Source organism: Pseudomonas kielensis, assembly GCF_014236655.1.
Taxonomy (GTDB): Bacteria; Pseudomonadota; Gammaproteobacteria; order Pseudomonadales; family Pseudomonadaceae; genus Aquipseudomonas; species Aquipseudomonas kielensis.
The window spans coordinates 173,279-189,387 of sequence record NZ_JACMYG010000007.1 but is presented as its reverse complement, the minus strand read 5'-3'; the positions used below and the strand labels follow the sequence as shown (position 1 = coordinate 189,387).

General features: G+C 60.4%; 13 protein-coding genes. All 13 read right to left on the bottom strand.

Annotated elements, in window-relative coordinates; genetic code table 11:
- Window positions 1–96: 96 nt before the first annotated feature.
- The 13 genes from H7995_RS09695 to uppS all read right to left on the bottom strand — a co-directional run bounded on the left by H7995_RS09695 (window position 97) and on the right by uppS (window position 16,099).
- The gene (locus H7995_RS09695; RefSeq protein ID WP_182343678.1) at window positions 97–1,044 is read right to left on the bottom strand and encodes an acetyl-CoA carboxylase carboxyltransferase subunit alpha; all 948 of its coding nucleotides are present in this window, start codon (window positions 1,042–1,044) and stop codon (window positions 97–99) included.
- A 140-nt stretch (window positions 1,045–1,184) separates the two neighbouring features.
- A complete protein-coding gene (gene dnaE, locus H7995_RS09690) occupies window positions 1,185–4,706 on the bottom strand; it encodes a DNA polymerase III subunit alpha (RefSeq protein ID WP_166588548.1) in 3,522 nt (1,173 codons plus the stop codon).
- A 73-nt stretch (window positions 4,707–4,779) separates the two neighbouring features.
- Window positions 4,780–5,406 carry a ribonuclease HII gene (rnhB, locus tag H7995_RS09685; RefSeq protein WP_166588795.1) on the bottom strand — a complete coding sequence of 209 codons (627 nt, stop codon included), beginning with the start codon at window positions 5,404–5,406 and terminating at the stop codon, window positions 4,780–4,782.
- A gap of 11 nt (window positions 5,407–5,417) precedes the next feature.
- Entirely contained in the window at window positions 5,418–6,548 is a 1,131-nt protein-coding gene (gene lpxB, locus H7995_RS09680) for a lipid-A-disaccharide synthase (protein ID WP_185818280.1), read from the bottom strand.
- 2 nt (window positions 6,549–6,550) lie between these two features.
- Complete coding sequence (gene lpxA / locus H7995_RS09675) at window positions 6,551–7,327, bottom strand: acyl-ACP--UDP-N-acetylglucosamine O-acyltransferase (protein WP_166588550.1); 777 nt, start codon at window positions 7,325–7,327, stop codon at window positions 6,551–6,553.
- Complete coding sequence (fabZ, locus tag H7995_RS09670; RefSeq protein WP_027619040.1) at window positions 7,324–7,764, bottom strand: 3-hydroxyacyl-ACP dehydratase FabZ; 441 nt, start codon at window positions 7,762–7,764, stop codon at window positions 7,324–7,326. The genes lpxA and fabZ overlap by 4 nt, the downstream gene beginning before the upstream one ends.
- A gap of 108 nt (window positions 7,765–7,872) precedes the next feature.
- The gene (gene lpxD, locus H7995_RS09665; protein WP_166588551.1) at window positions 7,873–8,928 is read right to left on the bottom strand and encodes a UDP-3-O-(3-hydroxymyristoyl)glucosamine N-acyltransferase; all 1,056 of its coding nucleotides are present in this window, start codon (window positions 8,926–8,928) and stop codon (window positions 7,873–7,875) included.
- Window positions 8,929–8,931: 3 nt separating this feature from the next.
- The gene (locus H7995_RS09660; RefSeq protein ID WP_166588552.1) at window positions 8,932–9,435 is read right to left on the bottom strand and encodes an OmpH/Skp family outer membrane protein; all 504 of its coding nucleotides are present in this window, start codon (window positions 9,433–9,435) and stop codon (window positions 8,932–8,934) included.
- A 45-nt stretch (window positions 9,436–9,480) separates the two neighbouring features.
- Window positions 9,481–11,871, bottom strand: coding sequence for an outer membrane protein assembly factor BamA (gene bamA, locus H7995_RS09655; RefSeq protein WP_185818279.1), 2,391 nt, complete (start codon window positions 11,869–11,871; stop codon window positions 9,481–9,483).
- A 72-nt stretch (window positions 11,872–11,943) separates the two neighbouring features.
- The gene (rseP, locus tag H7995_RS09650) at window positions 11,944–13,296 is read right to left on the bottom strand and encodes a sigma E protease regulator RseP (protein WP_166588554.1); all 1,353 of its coding nucleotides are present in this window, start codon (window positions 13,294–13,296) and stop codon (window positions 11,944–11,946) included.
- A gap of 54 nt (window positions 13,297–13,350) precedes the next feature.
- Complete coding sequence (gene ispC, locus H7995_RS09645) at window positions 13,351–14,541, bottom strand: 1-deoxy-D-xylulose-5-phosphate reductoisomerase (protein WP_182343672.1); 1,191 nt, start codon at window positions 14,539–14,541, stop codon at window positions 13,351–13,353.
- Entirely contained in the window at window positions 14,538–15,344 is an 807-nt protein-coding gene (locus tag H7995_RS09640; RefSeq protein ID WP_166588556.1) for a phosphatidate cytidylyltransferase, read from the bottom strand. Before H7995_RS09640 ends, ispC begins: the two co-directional genes overlap by 4 nt.
- A complete protein-coding gene (uppS, locus tag H7995_RS09635; RefSeq protein WP_166588557.1) occupies window positions 15,344–16,099 on the bottom strand; it encodes a polyprenyl diphosphate synthase in 756 nt (251 codons plus the stop codon). Before uppS ends, H7995_RS09640 begins: the two co-directional genes overlap by 1 nt.
- Window positions 16,100–16,109: the final 10 nt, after the last annotated feature.

The window sequence follows — 16,109 nt, the reverse complement described above, 5'->3', positions numbered from 1 at the left end:
AGCGAGCCTGCTCGCGAAAAAGGCCAGCCAACACGCAGGTTGACTGTAGCTTCGTCACTGCGAGCAGGCTCGCTCCCATCATGATCCGGTGTCAGATCACAGACCGTAGCTCATCAGGCGCTCGTAACGGCGGGCCAGCAGCGCGTCGTTGTCGAATTTCTTGAGCATCTGCAGTTGCGCGATCAGCTCACCACGGATCGAGGCAGCTGCAGCGGCCGGATCGCGGTGGGCGCCGCCCAATGGCTCGCCGATCACTTTATCGACGATACCCAGGCCCTTGAGGCGCTCGGCGGTGATGCCCATCGCTTCAGCGGCATCCGGGGCCTTTTCTGCGGTTTTCCACAGGATCGAGGCACACCCTTCCGGCGAAATCACCGCGTAGGTCGAATACTGCAGCATGTTCAACTGATCGCAGACACCGATAGCCAGTGCACCACCGGAACCACCCTCACCGATCACGGTGGCGATGATTGGGGTTTTCAGGCGAGCCATGACACGCAGGTTCCAGGCGATAGCCTCGCTCTGGTTGCGCTCTTCGGCGTCGATCCCCGGGTAGGCACCCGGCGTGTCGATGAAGGTCAGGATCGGCATCTTGAAGCGTTCAGCCATTTCCATCAGGCGGCACGCCTTGCGGTAGCCTTCCGGACGCGGCATACCGAAGTTGCGGCGAACCTTCTCACGCACTTCACGGCCTTTCTGGTGACCGATCACCATCACTGGCTGGTCGTCCAGGCGGGCGACACCGCCGACAATCGCGGCGTCATCGGAGAAGTGACGGTCACCGTGCAGTTCATCGAACTCGGTGAAGATGTGCTGGATGTAGTCCAGGGTGTAGGGACGACGCGGATGACGCGCCAGACGAGCGATCTGCCAGCTGGTCAGCTTGCCGAAGATGTCTTCGGTCAGCGTGCTGCTCTTGTCCTGCAGGCGCGAGATCTCATCGCCGATATTCAGCGAATTGTCATTACCGACCAAGCGCAACTCTTCGATCTTGGCTTGCAGGTCGGCGATCGGCTGTTCGAAATCTAGAAAATTCGGGTTCATAGGCGTCCGTCTTGGGTCGACGTCCAAGTGAGCTTGGGTCGGCCGGTTGTCTATTCGCGCCCTACCTTAAGGGACAGGCGCGTTCAGGTCGAGATTAAAAATTCGGGTCATGGCCAGGGCGCTTCAAGGGCCCCTGACCGTCAACGGTATTGGAGGAAGACGTTGTCTCGCCCGAACTGGTCACGCAGGGCTTGAATCAAGCTGTCTGCCGGATCGATTCGCCAGGTCTCGCCAAATTGCAGCAAGGCCTTCGCGTCGGGGCTGGTGTACTCCATCGTGATGGGGCAGGCGCCACGATGACGCTTGAACAACTCCCCCAGCCAGCGCAACTGATCGCCCTTGAGGTCCTGGGTCTGCACCTTCAGGCGCAGGCTTTCGGCCAGGTTGGTGCGCGCATCTTCCATGCTCATCACCCGTTTGACCCGCAGCCGCAGGCCACCGGAGAAGTCGTCATTGCTGACTTCGCCCTCGACCACCACCATCGCGTCGGTCTGCAGCAACGACTGCGCGGAATGGAACGCCTCGGCGAACAGCGACGCCTCGATCCGGCCCGAACGGTCGTCGAGGGTGATAAAGCCCATCTTGTCGCCCTTCTTGTTCTTCATCACCCGCAGGGCGATGATCATGCCGGCGACTGTCTGGGTGTCGCGAGCCGGCTTCAGGTCGATGATGCGCTGGCGGGCAAAACGACGGATTTCACCTTCATATTCGTCAATCGGGTGACCGGTCAGGTACAGCCCCAGGGTGTCTTTTTCACCCTTCAGGCGTTCCTTGAGCGTCAGCTCCTTGGCTTTGCGGTGATTGGCGTAGACATCCGCATCTTCTTCGACAAACAGCCCGCCAAAGAGGTCGGCGTGGCCGCTGTCGTGGGTCCGCGCGGTCTGCTCGGCCGCCTTGATCGCCTCTTCCATGGCCGTCAGCAGCACCGCACGGTTGCGGTCGATGTTGGCCTGGTAGGCTTTGGTCTCATCAAAGAAGTACGGGCCCAGGCGGTCCAGCGCACCGCTGCGGATCAGGCCGTCGAGGGTACGTTTGTTGATTCGCTTGAGGTCGACCCGCGCGCAGAAGTCGAACAGGTCCTGGAACGGCCCATCCTGACGCGCCTCGGTAATCGCCTCGACCGGCCCCTCGCCCACGCCCTTGATCGCGCCCAGGCCGTAGATGATCCGCCCCTCCTCGTTCACCGTGAACTTGAACTCCGAAGTGTTCACGTCCGGTGCGTCGAGGCGCAGCTTCATGGTTCGCACTTCTTCGATCAAGGTCACGACCTTGTCGGTGTTGTGCATATCCGCCGAAAGTACCGCCGCCATGAACGGCGCCGGGTAGTGGGCTTTCAGCCAGGCCGTCTGGTAAGACACCAGGCCGTAGGCGGCGGAGTGGGATTTGTTGAAGCCGTAACCGGCGAATTTCTCCACCAGATCGAAGATGTTACCGGCAAGGTCGGCATCAATGTTGTTGGTGGCGCAACCCTCAATGAAACCGCCGCGCTGCTTGGCCATCTCTTCGGGTTTTTTCTTACCCATGGCCCGACGCAGCATGTCCGCACCGCCGAGGGTGTAGCCGGCCATGACCTGGGCGATCTGCATCACCTGTTCCTGATACAGGATGATGCCGTAGGTCGGCGCCAGCACGGGCTTGAGGCCTTCGTACTGGTAGTCGGAGTGCGGGTACGCCAGCTCGGCGCGCCCGTGCTTACGGTTGATGAAGTCGTCCACCATGCCCGATTGCAGCGGGCCCGGACGGAACAGGGCCACCAGTGCGATCAAGTCTTCCAGGCAGTCGGGCTTGAGCTTTTTGATCAGCTCCTTCATGCCCCGCGACTCGAGCTGGAACACCGCGGTGGTCTCGGCCTTTTGCAGCAAGCTGTAGGTCGGTTTGTCGTCCAGCGGGATAAAGGCGATATCCAGCGGCGGCTCGTTAACCTTGGCGCGGTCGCGGTTGATGGTTTTCAGCGCCCAGTCAATGATCGTCAGGGTCCGCAGGCCGAGGAAGTCGAACTTCACCAGGCCGGCCGCCTCGACGTCATCCTTGTCGAACTGGGTGACCAGGCCGCCGCCCTCTTCATCGCAATAGATCGGCGAGAAGTCGGTCAGCTTGGTGGGGGCGATCACCACACCACCGGCGTGCTTGCCGACGTTACGCACAACGCCTTCGAGCTTGCGCGCCATCTCCCAGATTTCCGCCGCCTCTTCATCGACCTTGATGAAGTCCCGCAGGATCTCTTCCTGCTCGTAGGCTTTTTCCAGGGTCATGCCGACTTCGAAGGGAATCATCTTCGACAGGCGATCCGCCAGGCCATAGGACTTGCCCTGGACCCGCGCCACGTCCCGCACCACCGCCTTGGCGGCCATGGAACCGAAGGTGATGATCTGGCTAACCGCATTGCGCCCGTACTTCTCGGCCACGTACTCGATGACCCGGTCGCGACCGTCCATGCAGAAGTCGACGTCGAAGTCGGGCATGGAGACCCGTTCCGGGTTGAGGAAACGTTCGAACAGCAGGTCGTATTCCAGCGGGTCGAGGTCGGTGATCTTCTGCACATAGGCCACCAGCGAGCCGGCACCCGACCCCCGGCCCGGCCCCACCGGAACCCCGTTGCTCTTGGCCCACTGGATAAAGTCCATCACGATCAGGAAGTAACCGGGGAACCCCATCTGGATAATGATATCCAGCTCGAAATTCAGCCGGTCGACGTAGACCTGGCGCTTGGCCTCGTAGTCCTCTGTGGTGTCCTTGGGCAGCAGCACGCTCAAGCGCTCTTCAAGCCCGTCGAAGGACACCTTGCGGAAATACTCATCGATGGTCATGCCATCGGGAATTGGGAAATTAGGCAGGAAGTGCTTGCCCAGCTTTACATCGATGTTGCAGCGCTTGGCGATTTCGACCGTGTTCTGCACGGCATCGGGCAAGTCGCTGAACAGCTCGAGCATTTCCTCGGCGCTTTTGAGGTATTGCTGGTCGCTGTAGTTCTTCGAGCGCCGTGGATCGTCGAGCGCCCGGCCTTCACCGATGCACACCCGGGTTTCGTGGGCGGCGAAGTCTTCCTGCTTGAGGAACCGCACATCGTTGGTGGCCACCAGCGGCGCGCCGATCTTGTCGGCCAGGGCCACGGCAGCGTGCAACTGCTCTTCATCGTTGGGACGGTTGGTACGCTGGATTTCCAGGTAAAAACGGTCCGGGAACACTGCCATCCACTCGCGGGCCAGGGTTTCGGCTTCGTCCGGATTGCCACCGAGCAGGGCCATGCCGATTTCGCCCTCCTTGGCCGCCGAGAGCATGATCAAGCCTTCGTTGGCCTCGGCCACCCATTCGCGCTCGATGATGATCTGGCCATTGCGCTGGCCATCGATGAAGCCGCGGGAAATCAGCTCGGTGAGGTTGCGATAACCCACCGCATTCATCGCCAGGAAGCTGATCCGGCTCAAGGCGTTGTCCGGGTCCTTGTTCGACAGCCACAGGTCGGCGCCGCAGATCGGCTTGATCCCCGCACCCATGGCGTTTTTGTAGAACTTGACCAGGGAACACATGTTGTTCTGGTCGGTGACCGCCACAGCCGGCATGTTCATGCCGACCAGGGTCTTGACCAGCGGCTTGATCCGCACCAGACCGTCGACCAGGGAGTATTCAGTGTGCAGGCGTAGGTGAACGAATGAAGCCGGCATAGTGATCCTGCTAATAACGTGGAGACAACAAGGCCCGGATTGTACCGGGCCTTGGCAAAAACATCAGCTTGGACTAGCGCTCTAGCAGCCCTTCGCGAGCCTCGTAAGCCTGCCGCACCGGCGCGAACGAACGTCGGTGAATCGGGGTCGGGCCTAGGCGCGCCAAGGCTTCCAGATGCACAGGCGTCGGATAACCTTTGTGGCCGCCGATGCCATACCCCGGATAAATCAATTCAAAGGCCGCCATTTCACGGTCGCGACTGACTTTGGCCAGGATCGACGCCGCGGCAATCGCCGGGACCTTGCTATCGCCCTTGACCACCGCTTCCGCCGGCATGGCCAGCTTGGGGCAGCGATTACCGTCGATCATCGCCAGCTTTGGCTGAATGTGCAGGCCTTCGACAGCGCGCTGCATCGCCAGCATGGTGGCATGGAGAATGTTCAACTCGTCGATTTCTTCGATTTCAGCGCGAGCGATGCACCAGCTCAGGGCTTTTTCACAGATTTCGTCGTAGAGCTTTTCGCGCCGGGCTTCAGTGAGCTTCTTGGAGTCATTGAGGCCGAGGATCGGGCGCTGCGGATCGAGGATCACCGCCGCCGTCACCACCGCACCACAGAGCGGACCGCGCCCTACTTCATCGACTCCGGCGACCAGCTCTTGAGCATCCGCGACGAGGTTGAAATCCAGGCCCATTTGCATCTTTACCGTACTCATTGTGGTGCGCCGATCAAGTTGAGGACCGCCTCAGCGGCCTGGTTCGAGGCATCGCGGCGCAGGGTCCGGTGGATCTGGTCAAAACCGATGGTTTGCTCTTCGCCGCCATCGATCAGCGGCGACAGGGTCAGCGCCAACGCCTCGGGCGTCGCATCGTCCTGCAGCAACTCGGGCACCAGCAGACGCTGGGCCAACAAGTTCGGCAAGGAGATGTAAGGGCTTTTCACCATGCGCTTGAGAATCCAGTAGGTCAGCGGCGCCAGGCGATAGGCCACGACCATCGGCCGCTTGTACAACAACGCCTCCAGGGTCGCGGTGCCCGAAGCGATCAGGACCGCGTCGCAGGCCGCGAGCGCCTGGTGCGAGCGCCCGTCCAGCAGGGTGACCGGCAAATCACGGCCAGCCAGCAGCTCTTCGAGCTGCACCCGCCGCTCCGGGTTGGCGCACGGAATGATAAACCGCACCCCGGGGCGCATGGCCCGCAGCCGCTGCGCAGCATCGAGGAACAAGCCGCCCAGGCGCCCGACTTCACCGCCCCGGCTGCCCGGCATCAACGCCACCAGCGGGCCGTCCGGCAGGCCCAGTTCGGCACGCGCCGCGGCTCGGTCGGCTTCCAGCGGAATGGCATCAGCCAGGGTGTGGCCGACAAACCGCACCGGTACGCCCTTCTCTTCGTAGAATCGGGCTTCGAACGGCAGCAGCGTCAGCATCAGGTCGCAGCCTTCACGAATCTTCAGCACACGCTTCTGCCGCCAGGCCCAGACCGAAGGGCTGACGTAGTGCACGGTCTTGATCCCGGCCTGACGCAACTTGAGTTCGATATTGAGGGTGAAGTCCGGCGCATCGATACCGATGAACACGTCCGGCTTTTCGGCGATCAAGGTCTTGATCAACTTCTTGCGTCGGGCCAGCAGCTCACGCAAGCGCCCCAGGACTTCCACCAGCCCCATGACCGACAAGCGCTCCATGGGGAAATAGGAAGTCAGGCCTTCAGCCTGCATCAGCGGACCGCCGACGCCGATGAACTCGACCGCCGGGTGGCGAGCCTTGAGGGCACGCATCAGACCCGCGCCCAGGATGTCGCCGGAAGCTTCGCCCGCCACCAGCGCTATACGCAGATTAGCCATGGTTAGCGTGTGATGCCGCGGGTCGAAGACTGGATCGAGTCACGGAACAGCGCGACTTCCGGAAACTGCGCCGAAGGCTCGGCCAGCTCAGCCAGCGCCTGCTCCACGGTCAAGCCCTGGCGGTAGACCACCTTGTAGGCACGACGCAGGGCATGGATCGCTTCTTCGCTGAACCCACGACGGCGCATGCCCTCGAAGTTCATGCTGCGCGCTTCTGCCGGGTTGCCGAACACTGTGACATAGGCCGGCACATCCTTGCCGATGGCCGTACCCATACCGGAAAAGCTGTGGGCGCCAATGTGGCAATACTGATGAACCAGGGTGAAACCGGAGAGGATCGCCCAGTCGGCCACATGGACATGCCCGGCCAACGCCGTGTTGTTGACCAGGATGCAGTGGTTGCCGATGACGCTGTCGTGGCCGATGTGGGCATAGGCCATGATCAGGTTGTGATCGCCCAGGGTAGTCTCCGAGCGGTCCTGGATGGTCCCACGGTGAATCGTCACCCCTTCACGGATAACGTTATGGTCTCCTATCACCAGGCGCGTCTCTTCACCCTTGTACTTCAGGTCAGGGGTGTCCTCACCGATCGAGGAAAACTGATAGATGCGGTTGTGCTTGCCAATCCGCGTCGGCCCCTTGAGCACTACGTGCGGGCCAATCACTGTTCCCTCGCCGATTTCCACACCTGCGCCGACGATCGACCAGGGGCCGACCTCAACGCCCTCGGCCAGTACGGCCGTCGGATCGATGATTGCGCGAGGGTCAATCAAACTCATACTTTTTGTTCCGCACAGATGATCTCGGCCGAGCATACGGGCTTGCCATCCACCGAAGCCTGGCATTCAAACTTCCAGATCTTGCGCTTGCAGCTGATGAAGGTGGCTTCGAGGATCAACTGATCGCCCGGCTTGACTGGCTGACGGAAGCGTAGCTTGTCGGAGCCGACAAAGTAGTAAAGCGTGCCATCGGCAGGCTTGACGTCGAGCATTTTGAAACCAAGGATTCCGGCAGCCTGGGCCATCGCTTCAATGATCAATACGCCCGGCATGATTGGATGCGCAGGGAAGTGACCGTTGAAGAACGGCTCGTTGATGCTGACATTCTTGTAGGCACGAATGCGCTTTTCCTCAACATTGAGGTCCACTACCCGGTCCACCAGCAGGAACGGGTAACGGTGAGGCAGGTATTCGCGAATCTCGTTGATGTCCATCATTTCGGGGGGAAGCCTATGTAAAGATTGGGAACGCGCGACTGATGCACGCTCCTCTAGCAAATCAAGGAGGCAGTCTAACGGCTGTGCACACTTGATATGGAAATGGTATCAGCCATCTGATGAAGCATTACCACCAGGGGTCACTTCACTTACCTGCTTTTCCAACTGGCGCAGACGTCGCGCGATGTCGTCGAGCTGACGGATGCGTGCCGCGCTTTTACGCCACTCGGCGGCCGGCTGCATGGCCGTACCGGAAGAGTAGGCGCCCGGCTCGGTAATCGAGTGGGTGACCATGGTCATTCCGGTGAGGAATACGTTGTCGCAGATCTCGATGTGCCCCACCAGCCCGACACCGCCGGCCAGCATGCAATGCTTGCCGATCTTGGTGCTGCCGGAAATGCCTACGCACGCCGCCATGGCGGTGTGATCACCCACCTGCACGTTGTGCGCGATCTGTATCTGGTTGTCGAGCTTCACCCCATTGCCGAGGATGGTGTCAGCCAAGGCGCCACGGTCGATAGCGGTATTCACGCCAATCTCCACGTCATCACCGACCAACACCCCACCGACCTGGGCAATTTTCTGCCAGATGCCCTTTTCGTTGGCGAAACCGAAACCCTCACCGCCGAGCACCGCACCGGACTGAATGACCACCCGCTTGCCAATGCGCACGTCGTGGTACAGCGTCACCCGCGGGGCCAGCCAGCCACCCTCACCGATCTCGCTACGAGCCCCGATGAAGCAATGCGCGCCGACCGTGACTCCGGCAGCAATACGGGCGCCACTCTCGATCACCGCAAAGGCACCGATGCTCGCCGCCGGGTCAACCACCGCATCCACGGCGATGACCGCCGTCGGGTGGATACCGGCAGCCGCCTTGGGCTTGGGATCGAACAGGTGAGACACCCGCGCGTACGCCGCGTAGGGATCCGGCACCACCAGCGCATCACCGGCAAAACCTTCGGCGTCAGCGGCCTTCAGCAACACGGCTGCGGCATGGCTGTCGGCCAGGTATTTGCGGTATTGGGGGTTTGCCAGAAAGCTCAACTGAGCTGGGCCAGCCTCTTGTAAAGTGGCTAGCCCAGTAATTGTCTTCTCCGGGTCGCCACACAGGGTGGCGCCCAGGAACTCGGCCAACTGGCCGAGTGTTTTAGTCGCTGTCATGGATTACTTCAGCTGATTCATGCGCTCGATGACCTGGCGGGTGATGTCGTATTGCGGCTTGACATCAATCACTGCGCCACGCTCGAAGACCAGGTCAAAAGCACCTTTCTTGATCACTTCTTCCACAGCGCTGTCCAGCTTAGGCTTGAGCTGCTTGAGCATTTCACGGTCGGCAACGGCCTTGGCTTCGTTCAATTCCTTGGACTGGAACTGGAAGTCGCGGGCCTTTTGCTTGAATTCAAGCTCCAGACGCTCACGCTCACCCTGGGCCATTTTGTCGCCACCGCTGACCAGACGGTCCTGGATGCCTTTGGCACTGCTTTCCAGGGTCTTGAGCTTGGTCAGTTGTGGGCCGAATTTCTTCTCGGCGTCCACTGCGTACTTCTTCGCTGCGTCCGACTCCAGCAACGCCATCTGGTAGTTCAGTACTGCGATCTTCATGTCGGCAAATGCCGGGGTCGCTACCAGGACAGTTGCCAGGAGAACCAATTGAGTCAACTTACGCACGATGCACTCCTACAAAATCCATTGTCGTTGTCTTGGGACAGACGCTTAGAACGTCTGGCCGAGGGAAAATTGGAACACTTGGGTTTCAGCGTTATCCGGTTCTTTCACCGGCATGGCCAGAGCAAAGCTCAAAGGACCCAATGCGGTAACCCAGGTCACACCAATACCCACGGAGCTGGCCAGGTTGCTGAGGCTGACGTCGTTGCACTGCGTGTTCGAGTACGAATCAGGCGCGGTGTTCTTGGTCTGCTCGCACTTGGAGTCAAACACGTTACCGACATCCCAGAACACGGAAGTACGCAGTGAACGTTGATCCTTGACGAATGGCAGCGGGAACAACAGCTCGGCACCACCCTGGATCAGGACGTTACCACCAAACGGCAGCGGATCCTGGTCCGGGTCGAGAGCCGTACCTTGGTTCCCCGTATCTTTTACACCACGGCTCGGAGTACTGCGCGGACCCAAGGTACTGTCCTTGAAGCCACGAACCGAGTTGAAACCACCAGCATAGTAGTTTTCGTAGAATGGCAAGCCATCCGTCGAGCCGTAGCCGTCACCGTAGCCCAGCTCAGTGTGCAGGCGCAGGGTGTAGTTATCGGTCAATGGCTGGAACAACTGGCCACGGTAGTCGAGTTTAAAGAACGACAGGTCGCTGCCCGGCACGGTGGTTTCCAGGGTCACGCTCTGGGAGTGACCACGGGTAGCCAATACGCCTTTGTTCAGGGTCGACTCCGACCAGCCGGCCGAAGCCTTGAAGTTCAGGTACTGGTCGCCTTCACGGTTAACGAAGTCGAAGATCTCGTCGACGGTGTACTGGCCGGTCTTGATCTTGTCTTGCTGTGCGTTCAGGCCAAAGGTCAGGCGCGAAGTCTCGCTGATCGGGTAACCCACGCTGACACCGGCACCCAGGCTGTCCACGGCGTAGCTGGAAACGTCGGTGTCGAGCTCATCGTAGTCAGTGGTGCGGTAGAACGCGTTGTAACCCAGGCTCACGCCATCAGCTGTCCAGTAGGGGTCCACGTAACCGAAGTTATAGCGGCTCTGGTATTCACTGCGGGTCAAACCGATGCTGACCTTGTTACCGGTACCCAGGAAGTTGTTCTGGGTAATCGAACCACCCAGGATCAGACCGGCGCTCTGGGCAAAACCGACGCTGGCGGTAATCGAGCCGGATGCTTGTTCTTCAACGCTGTAGTTGACGTCTACCTGGTCATCGACACCCGGTACAGCCGGTGTCTCGACGTTGACTTCCTTGAAGAAGCCCAGGCGTTCCAGACGGGTCTTGGACTGGTCGATCAGGTAGGTCGAAGCCCAGCCACCTTCCATCTGGCGCATTTCACGACGCAGCACTTCGTCTTCGGACTTGGTGTTGCCACGGAAGTTGATACGGTTGACGTAGGCACGCTTGCCGGGATCGACCACGAAGGTGATATCGACCGTGTGGTCTTCGTCGTGGGGCTGAGGCACGCCGTTGACGTTGGCGAAGGTGTAGCCCTCGTTACCCAGGCGACGGGTGATCAGTTCGGAAGTGGTGGTCATCAGCTTGCGCGAGAACACCTGGCCTTTCTGCACCAGCAACAACGCCTTGACCTGGTCTTCAGGCACTTTCAGGTCGCCGCTGAGCTTCACGTCACGAACGTTGTACTTCTGGCCTTCGTTGACGTTGACAGTGATGTAGACGTGCTTCTTGTCCGGGGTGATGGACACCTGGGTCGAAGCGATATCCATGTTGATATAGCCGCGGTCCAGGTAGTAGGAGCGCAGGCGCTCGAGGTCACCGGAGAGTTTTTCACGGGCGTACTTGTCATCGTTCTTGAAGAACGACAACCAGTTGGTGGTCTTGAGTTCGAACAGGTCGATCAGGTCTTCGTCGGGGAAAACCGTGTTACCCACCACGTTGATGTGCTGGATAGCGGCAACGGTGCCTTCGTTGATGTTGACCTTCAGGCCCACGCGGTTGCGCGGCTGGGGGACCACTTCGGTATCAACGGTGGCCGAGTAGCGGCCTTGAGCCACGTACTGGCGCTGCAGTTCGTTACGCACGCCTTCGAGGGTTGCACGCTGGAAGATTTCGCCTTCAGCCAGGCCGGATTGCTTGAGGCCCTTCATCAAGTCTTCAGTGGAGATCGCCTTGTTGCCTTCGATCTCGATACTGGCGACAGATGGACGCTCGACTACCGTGATGACCAGGACGTTGCCGTCGCGACCCAACTGGATGTCCTGGAAGAAACCGGTTTTGAACAGCGCACGAGTGGATTCGACCAGGCGACGATCATCCGCCTGTTCACCGACGTTCAACGGCAAGGCACCAAAGACGCTGCCGGCGGATACCCGCTGGAGGCCGTTGACGCGAATATCGGAGATAGTGAAGGACTCGGCGTGAACTTCGGCGATCATCAATACGGTGAGAACCGCAGTTAGCAGCAGACGTTTCATGAAGTCCTTTCTTATTCCAACTGGCAATAAAAACTGCCGCAAAATGCGGCAGATTCGCAATTCAGCGAAGCGTTACAGTCGACCCAGATCGTTGACCAAGGCAAGCAACATCACCCCGACCACCAAACTGATACCGATCTGTATCCCCCAACCTTGCACCCGATCCGACAAGGGACGACCACGCGCCCACTCAATCAGATAAAACAACAAATGCCCCCCATCCAGTACAGGAATGGGCAACAAATTCAGAACCCCCAGGCTAATACTCAGATAAGCAAGGAAATTCAGGAAATCAGCGACGCCCGACTGGGCAGAAGCGCCCGCCACTTTAGCAATGGTTATCGGTCCACTCAAGTTTTTTACCGAGAGCTCGCCGAACAACATTTTCTTCAGCGAATCGAGGGTCAGCACACTCATGGTCCAGGTGCGTCGCGCCCCTTCGCCAATGGCCGCTACAGGACCGAAGCTGACCTCACGAATCATCGTTGGTGGCCAATCGACAGCTTTCACCCCTGCCCCCAGGTAACCCATGGCGGCCTTAGCGTCACCCCGGGCTCCCAAAGTCACAGGGACGTCGATTCGAGCACCGTCGCGCTCGACCTGCAGCACAATTTTGGTTTCAGGACGTAAACGCACCCAATCGACCACTTGCTGCCAATCCGTCAGCGCCTGGCCATCGAGCTGCAACAGTCGGTCGCCGGTTTTCAAACCAGCCGCCTGGGCCGGCCCCTTGGGATCAAGTTCAGCCAGGACCGGCGGCAAGGCCGGACGCCACGGACGAATGCCGAGGGAGCGAATCGGATCAGGCTCATCGGCGCCCTTGAGCCACTGGTCCAGAATCAGTTCACGGGGGGTATCGGCAGTGGAGCCCTCTTCGCGCACCAACAACTGCACTGCGCCACTCTCACCCAGGCGGCGCACCAGTTGCAGATTGACGGCGGCCCAACCGGAAGTGGCCTCGCCATCGACGGCGACGATTTCCTGACCCGGGCTCAAGCCGGCCTTGGCGGCGATACTGCCGACTTCAACCCCACCAATCACCGGGCGAATCTGCTCGGTACCGAGCATGGCCAGGACCCAGAAGAACACCAGGGCCAGCAGGAAGTTGGCGATAGGGCCAGCAGCAACGATAGCGATACGCTGGCGAACCGATTTGCGATTGAAGGATTGCTCCAATTGCTCGGCCGGCACTTCGCCTTCACGCTCATCGAGCATTTTCACGTAGCCACCCAGCGGGATGGCGGCAATCACGAACTCGGTACCCTGGCGATCATGCCAGCGCAGCAACGGCATGCCGAAGCCTACGGAAAAACGCAGAACCTTGACGCCACAGCGACGCGCGACCCAGAAATGGCCGAATTCATGGAAGGTGACCAGCACGCCCAGGGCTACCAGGGTGCCGACAATCATATAGAGCGCGCTCATCTACTTTCTCCGCAATCCTATTCAGCGCTGGTGCGGGCAAACCTGCCGCAACACCTATCGCCCGTGACGGCTCAACCAATGCTGCGCCAGTACACGCGCTTTCGCGTCCGCCGTAAACACTGCCTCGAGATCCGCCACAGCCACTACCGGTTCAAGGTTCAATACTTCCTCGATGATACTCGCGATCTCCAGGTAGCGGACACGCCCATCCAGAAAGGCGGCAACCGCCACCTCATTGGCCGCATTCAACATGGCCGGCGCGCTGTTACCCGCCTCGGCCGCCTGGCGTGCCAGACGCAGGCACGGGAAACGCTCTTCATCGGGCGCCTGGAAGTCCAGGCGCGCAATGGCAAACAGATCCAGCGGCGCCACGCCGGAGTCGATCCGCTCAGGCCAGGCCAGCGCATTGGCGATGGGCGTGCGCATATCAGGGTTGCCCAGCTGGGCCAGCACCGAACCGTCCACGTAGTCGACCAACGAGTGAATCACGCTCTGCGGATGGATCACCACCTCGACCTGGGACGGCTTGGCATCGAACAGCCAGCAGGCCTCGATCAGCTCCAGACCCTTGTTCATCATGCTCGCCGAGTCGACCGAAATCTTGCGCCCCATGGACCAGTTGGGATGGGCACAGGCCTGATCCGGCGTGACATGTGCCAGCTCGGCCAGGGCGGTCTGGCGGAACGGGCCGCCAGACGCGGTCAGCAGAATCCGCCGCACCCCGACATTGCCCAGTCCGCGGGAGAAGTCCGTCGGCATGCACTGGAAGATCGCGTTGTGCTCACTGTCGATCGGCAACAATACCGAACCGCTCTTGTGCACCGCCTGCATGAACAAGGCGCCGGACATCACCAGCGCCTCTTTGTTGGCCAGCAGAATCTTCTTGCCAGCCTCCACTGCCGCCAGGGTCGGGCGCAGTCCTGCCGCACCGACTATCGCCGCCATCACGGCATCCACTTCGGGATCGGCAGCCACCTGGCACAGCCCCTCCTCCCCCACCAGCACACGGGTCGCCAGGCCAGCAGCCCGCAGATCATCCTGCAGACGGCGAGCCGCCTCTGGCTGCGGGACCACGGCAAAGCGCGGCACGTGACGGATGCACAAGGCGAGCAACTCGCTAAGGCGCGAGAAGCCGCTCAAGGCAAAGACTTGGAAACGCTCAGGGTGGCGAGCGATGACGTCCAGGGTACTCAGGCCTATGGAGCCGGTCGCACCCAGGACCGTGATCTGTTGTGGCCGGCTCACGGTGCGGCCATCCACAACAACACAGCGAACAAGGGGATTGCTGCGGTCAGGCTGTCGATTCGATCCAGCACACCGCCATGACCCGGCAACAGGTTACTGCTGTCCTTGATCCCGGACTGACGTTTGAACATGCTTTCGGTCAGGTCGCCGACCACCGAGATGAACACGATGATCGCCGCGCCGATCAGCCCCATGAGCAACTGACCCACACTCCAGTCACGCACCAGGCCAACGACCAGGGTAATCACCAGGCTCAAGAGCAGGCCGCCATACACCCCTTCCCAGCTCTTGCCAGGACTGACCAGCGGCGCCAGCTTGCGCTTGCCGAAGGCCCGGCCGGAGAAGTAAGCGCCGATGTCCGCCCCCCAGACCAGCACCATGACCGCCATGATCAGCCAGTTACCCAGCGGGTATTGCTTGATCAGCACCAGGCCTTGCCAGGCCGGCAACAGAATCAGCAGGCCGATCACCAGCTTGCAGGCGGCACTCGCCCAGTGCTCGCTGGTCTTGGGATAGGTCAGCACCAGGAAAGTCGCTACGCCCCACCACAGCACGGCTGCGCCCAACACCCAAGGCGCAAGCCCGGGCACCAGATGCAGGACCAGCAGCATCGCGGCCACCACAGCCCCATAGGCGACACGCATCGACTGCGCCTCGAAGCCAGCCAGGCGCGCCCACTCCCAGGCCCCCAGGGTCACCACCAGGCCGATGAACAGCGCAAAAGCGGAACCTTCGAGCAGGAAAAACCCGCACAGGGCGATTGGCAGCAGGATCAGTGCCGTGATGATTCGTTGTTTAAGCATTAAACCCGGGCTCCAGCTTCGACCTGTTCGCTCGTTTTACCGAAGCGACGTTGGCGAGAAGCGAAATCGGCCAGTGCAGTGCGCATGGCTTCGTGTTTGAAGTCCGGCCAGAACAGGTCGGAGAAGTACAACTCGGAATAGGCCATCTGCCACAACAGGAAGTTGCTGATGCGATGCTCGCCACCGGTGCGAATGCACAGGTCCGGCAACGGCAGGTCGCCGGTGGACAGGCAGGTCTGCAGCAAATCTGGCGTGATGTCGTCCGGCCGCAGGTGGCCGGCCTGAACTTCTCGCGCCAGACGCTGCGCAGCCTGGGCGATGTCCCACTGACCACCGTAGTTGGCAGCGATTTGCAGGACAAAACGATTGGCTCCGGCCGTCATCGCCTCGGCTTCACGCATGGCTGCCTGAAGTTCGGGATGAAAGCGCGAGCGGTCGCCAATGATGCGCAAGGTGATGTTGTTGTCGTTGAGGCGCTTGGCCTCGCGACGCAACGCCTTGAAGAACAGGTCCATCAAGGCACTGACTTCATCGGCCGGGCGCTGCCAGTTCTCACTGGAAAACGCGAACAGGGTCAGGACTTCCACCCCCGATTCCGCGCACACCTCAATCACGGCGCGCACAGCATCGACGCCTGCCTTGTGCCCGGCTACGCCGGGCAAGAAACGTTTTTTTGCCCAGCGATTATTGCCGTCCATGATGATCGCGACATGTCGCGGCACCGTGGACAGCGCAGGCTGCTTGGTCTTTTCCATGAAGGCGTCC

Coding starts and splice junctions, on each gene's coding strand:
- dnaE (WP_166588548.1), bottom strand. CDS start 4,706: ATGCCGGCTTCATTCGTTCACCTACGCCTGCACACTGAATACTCCCTG.
- bamA (WP_185818279.1), bottom strand. CDS start 11,871: ATGAAACGTCTGCTGCTAACTGCGGTTCTCACCGTATTGATGATCGCC.
- lpxB (WP_185818280.1), bottom strand. CDS start 6,548: ATGGCTAATCTGCGTATAGCGCTGGTGGCGGGCGAAGCTTCCGGCGAC.
- fabZ (WP_027619040.1), bottom strand. CDS start 7,764: ATGATGGACATCAACGAGATTCGCGAATACCTGCCTCACCGTTACCCG.
- lpxD (WP_166588551.1), bottom strand. CDS start 8,928: ATGACAGCGACTAAAACACTCGGCCAGTTGGCCGAGTTCCTGGGCGCC.
- H7995_RS09695 (WP_182343678.1), bottom strand. CDS start 1,044: ATGAACCCGAATTTTCTAGATTTCGAACAGCCGATCGCCGACCTGCAA.
- H7995_RS09640 (WP_166588556.1), bottom strand. CDS start 15,344: ATGCTTAAACAACGAATCATCACGGCACTGATCCTGCTGCCAATCGCC.
- uppS (WP_166588557.1), bottom strand. CDS start 16,099: ATGGAAAAGACCAAGCAGCCTGCGCTGTCCACGGTGCCGCGACATGTC.
- rseP (WP_166588554.1), bottom strand. CDS start 13,296: ATGAGCGCGCTCTATATGATTGTCGGCACCCTGGTAGCCCTGGGCGTG.
- lpxA (WP_166588550.1), bottom strand. CDS start 7,327: ATGAGTTTGATTGACCCTCGCGCAATCATCGATCCGACGGCCGTACTG.
- rnhB (WP_166588795.1), bottom strand. CDS start 5,406: ATGCAAATGGGCCTGGATTTCAACCTCGTCGCGGATGCTCAAGAGCTG.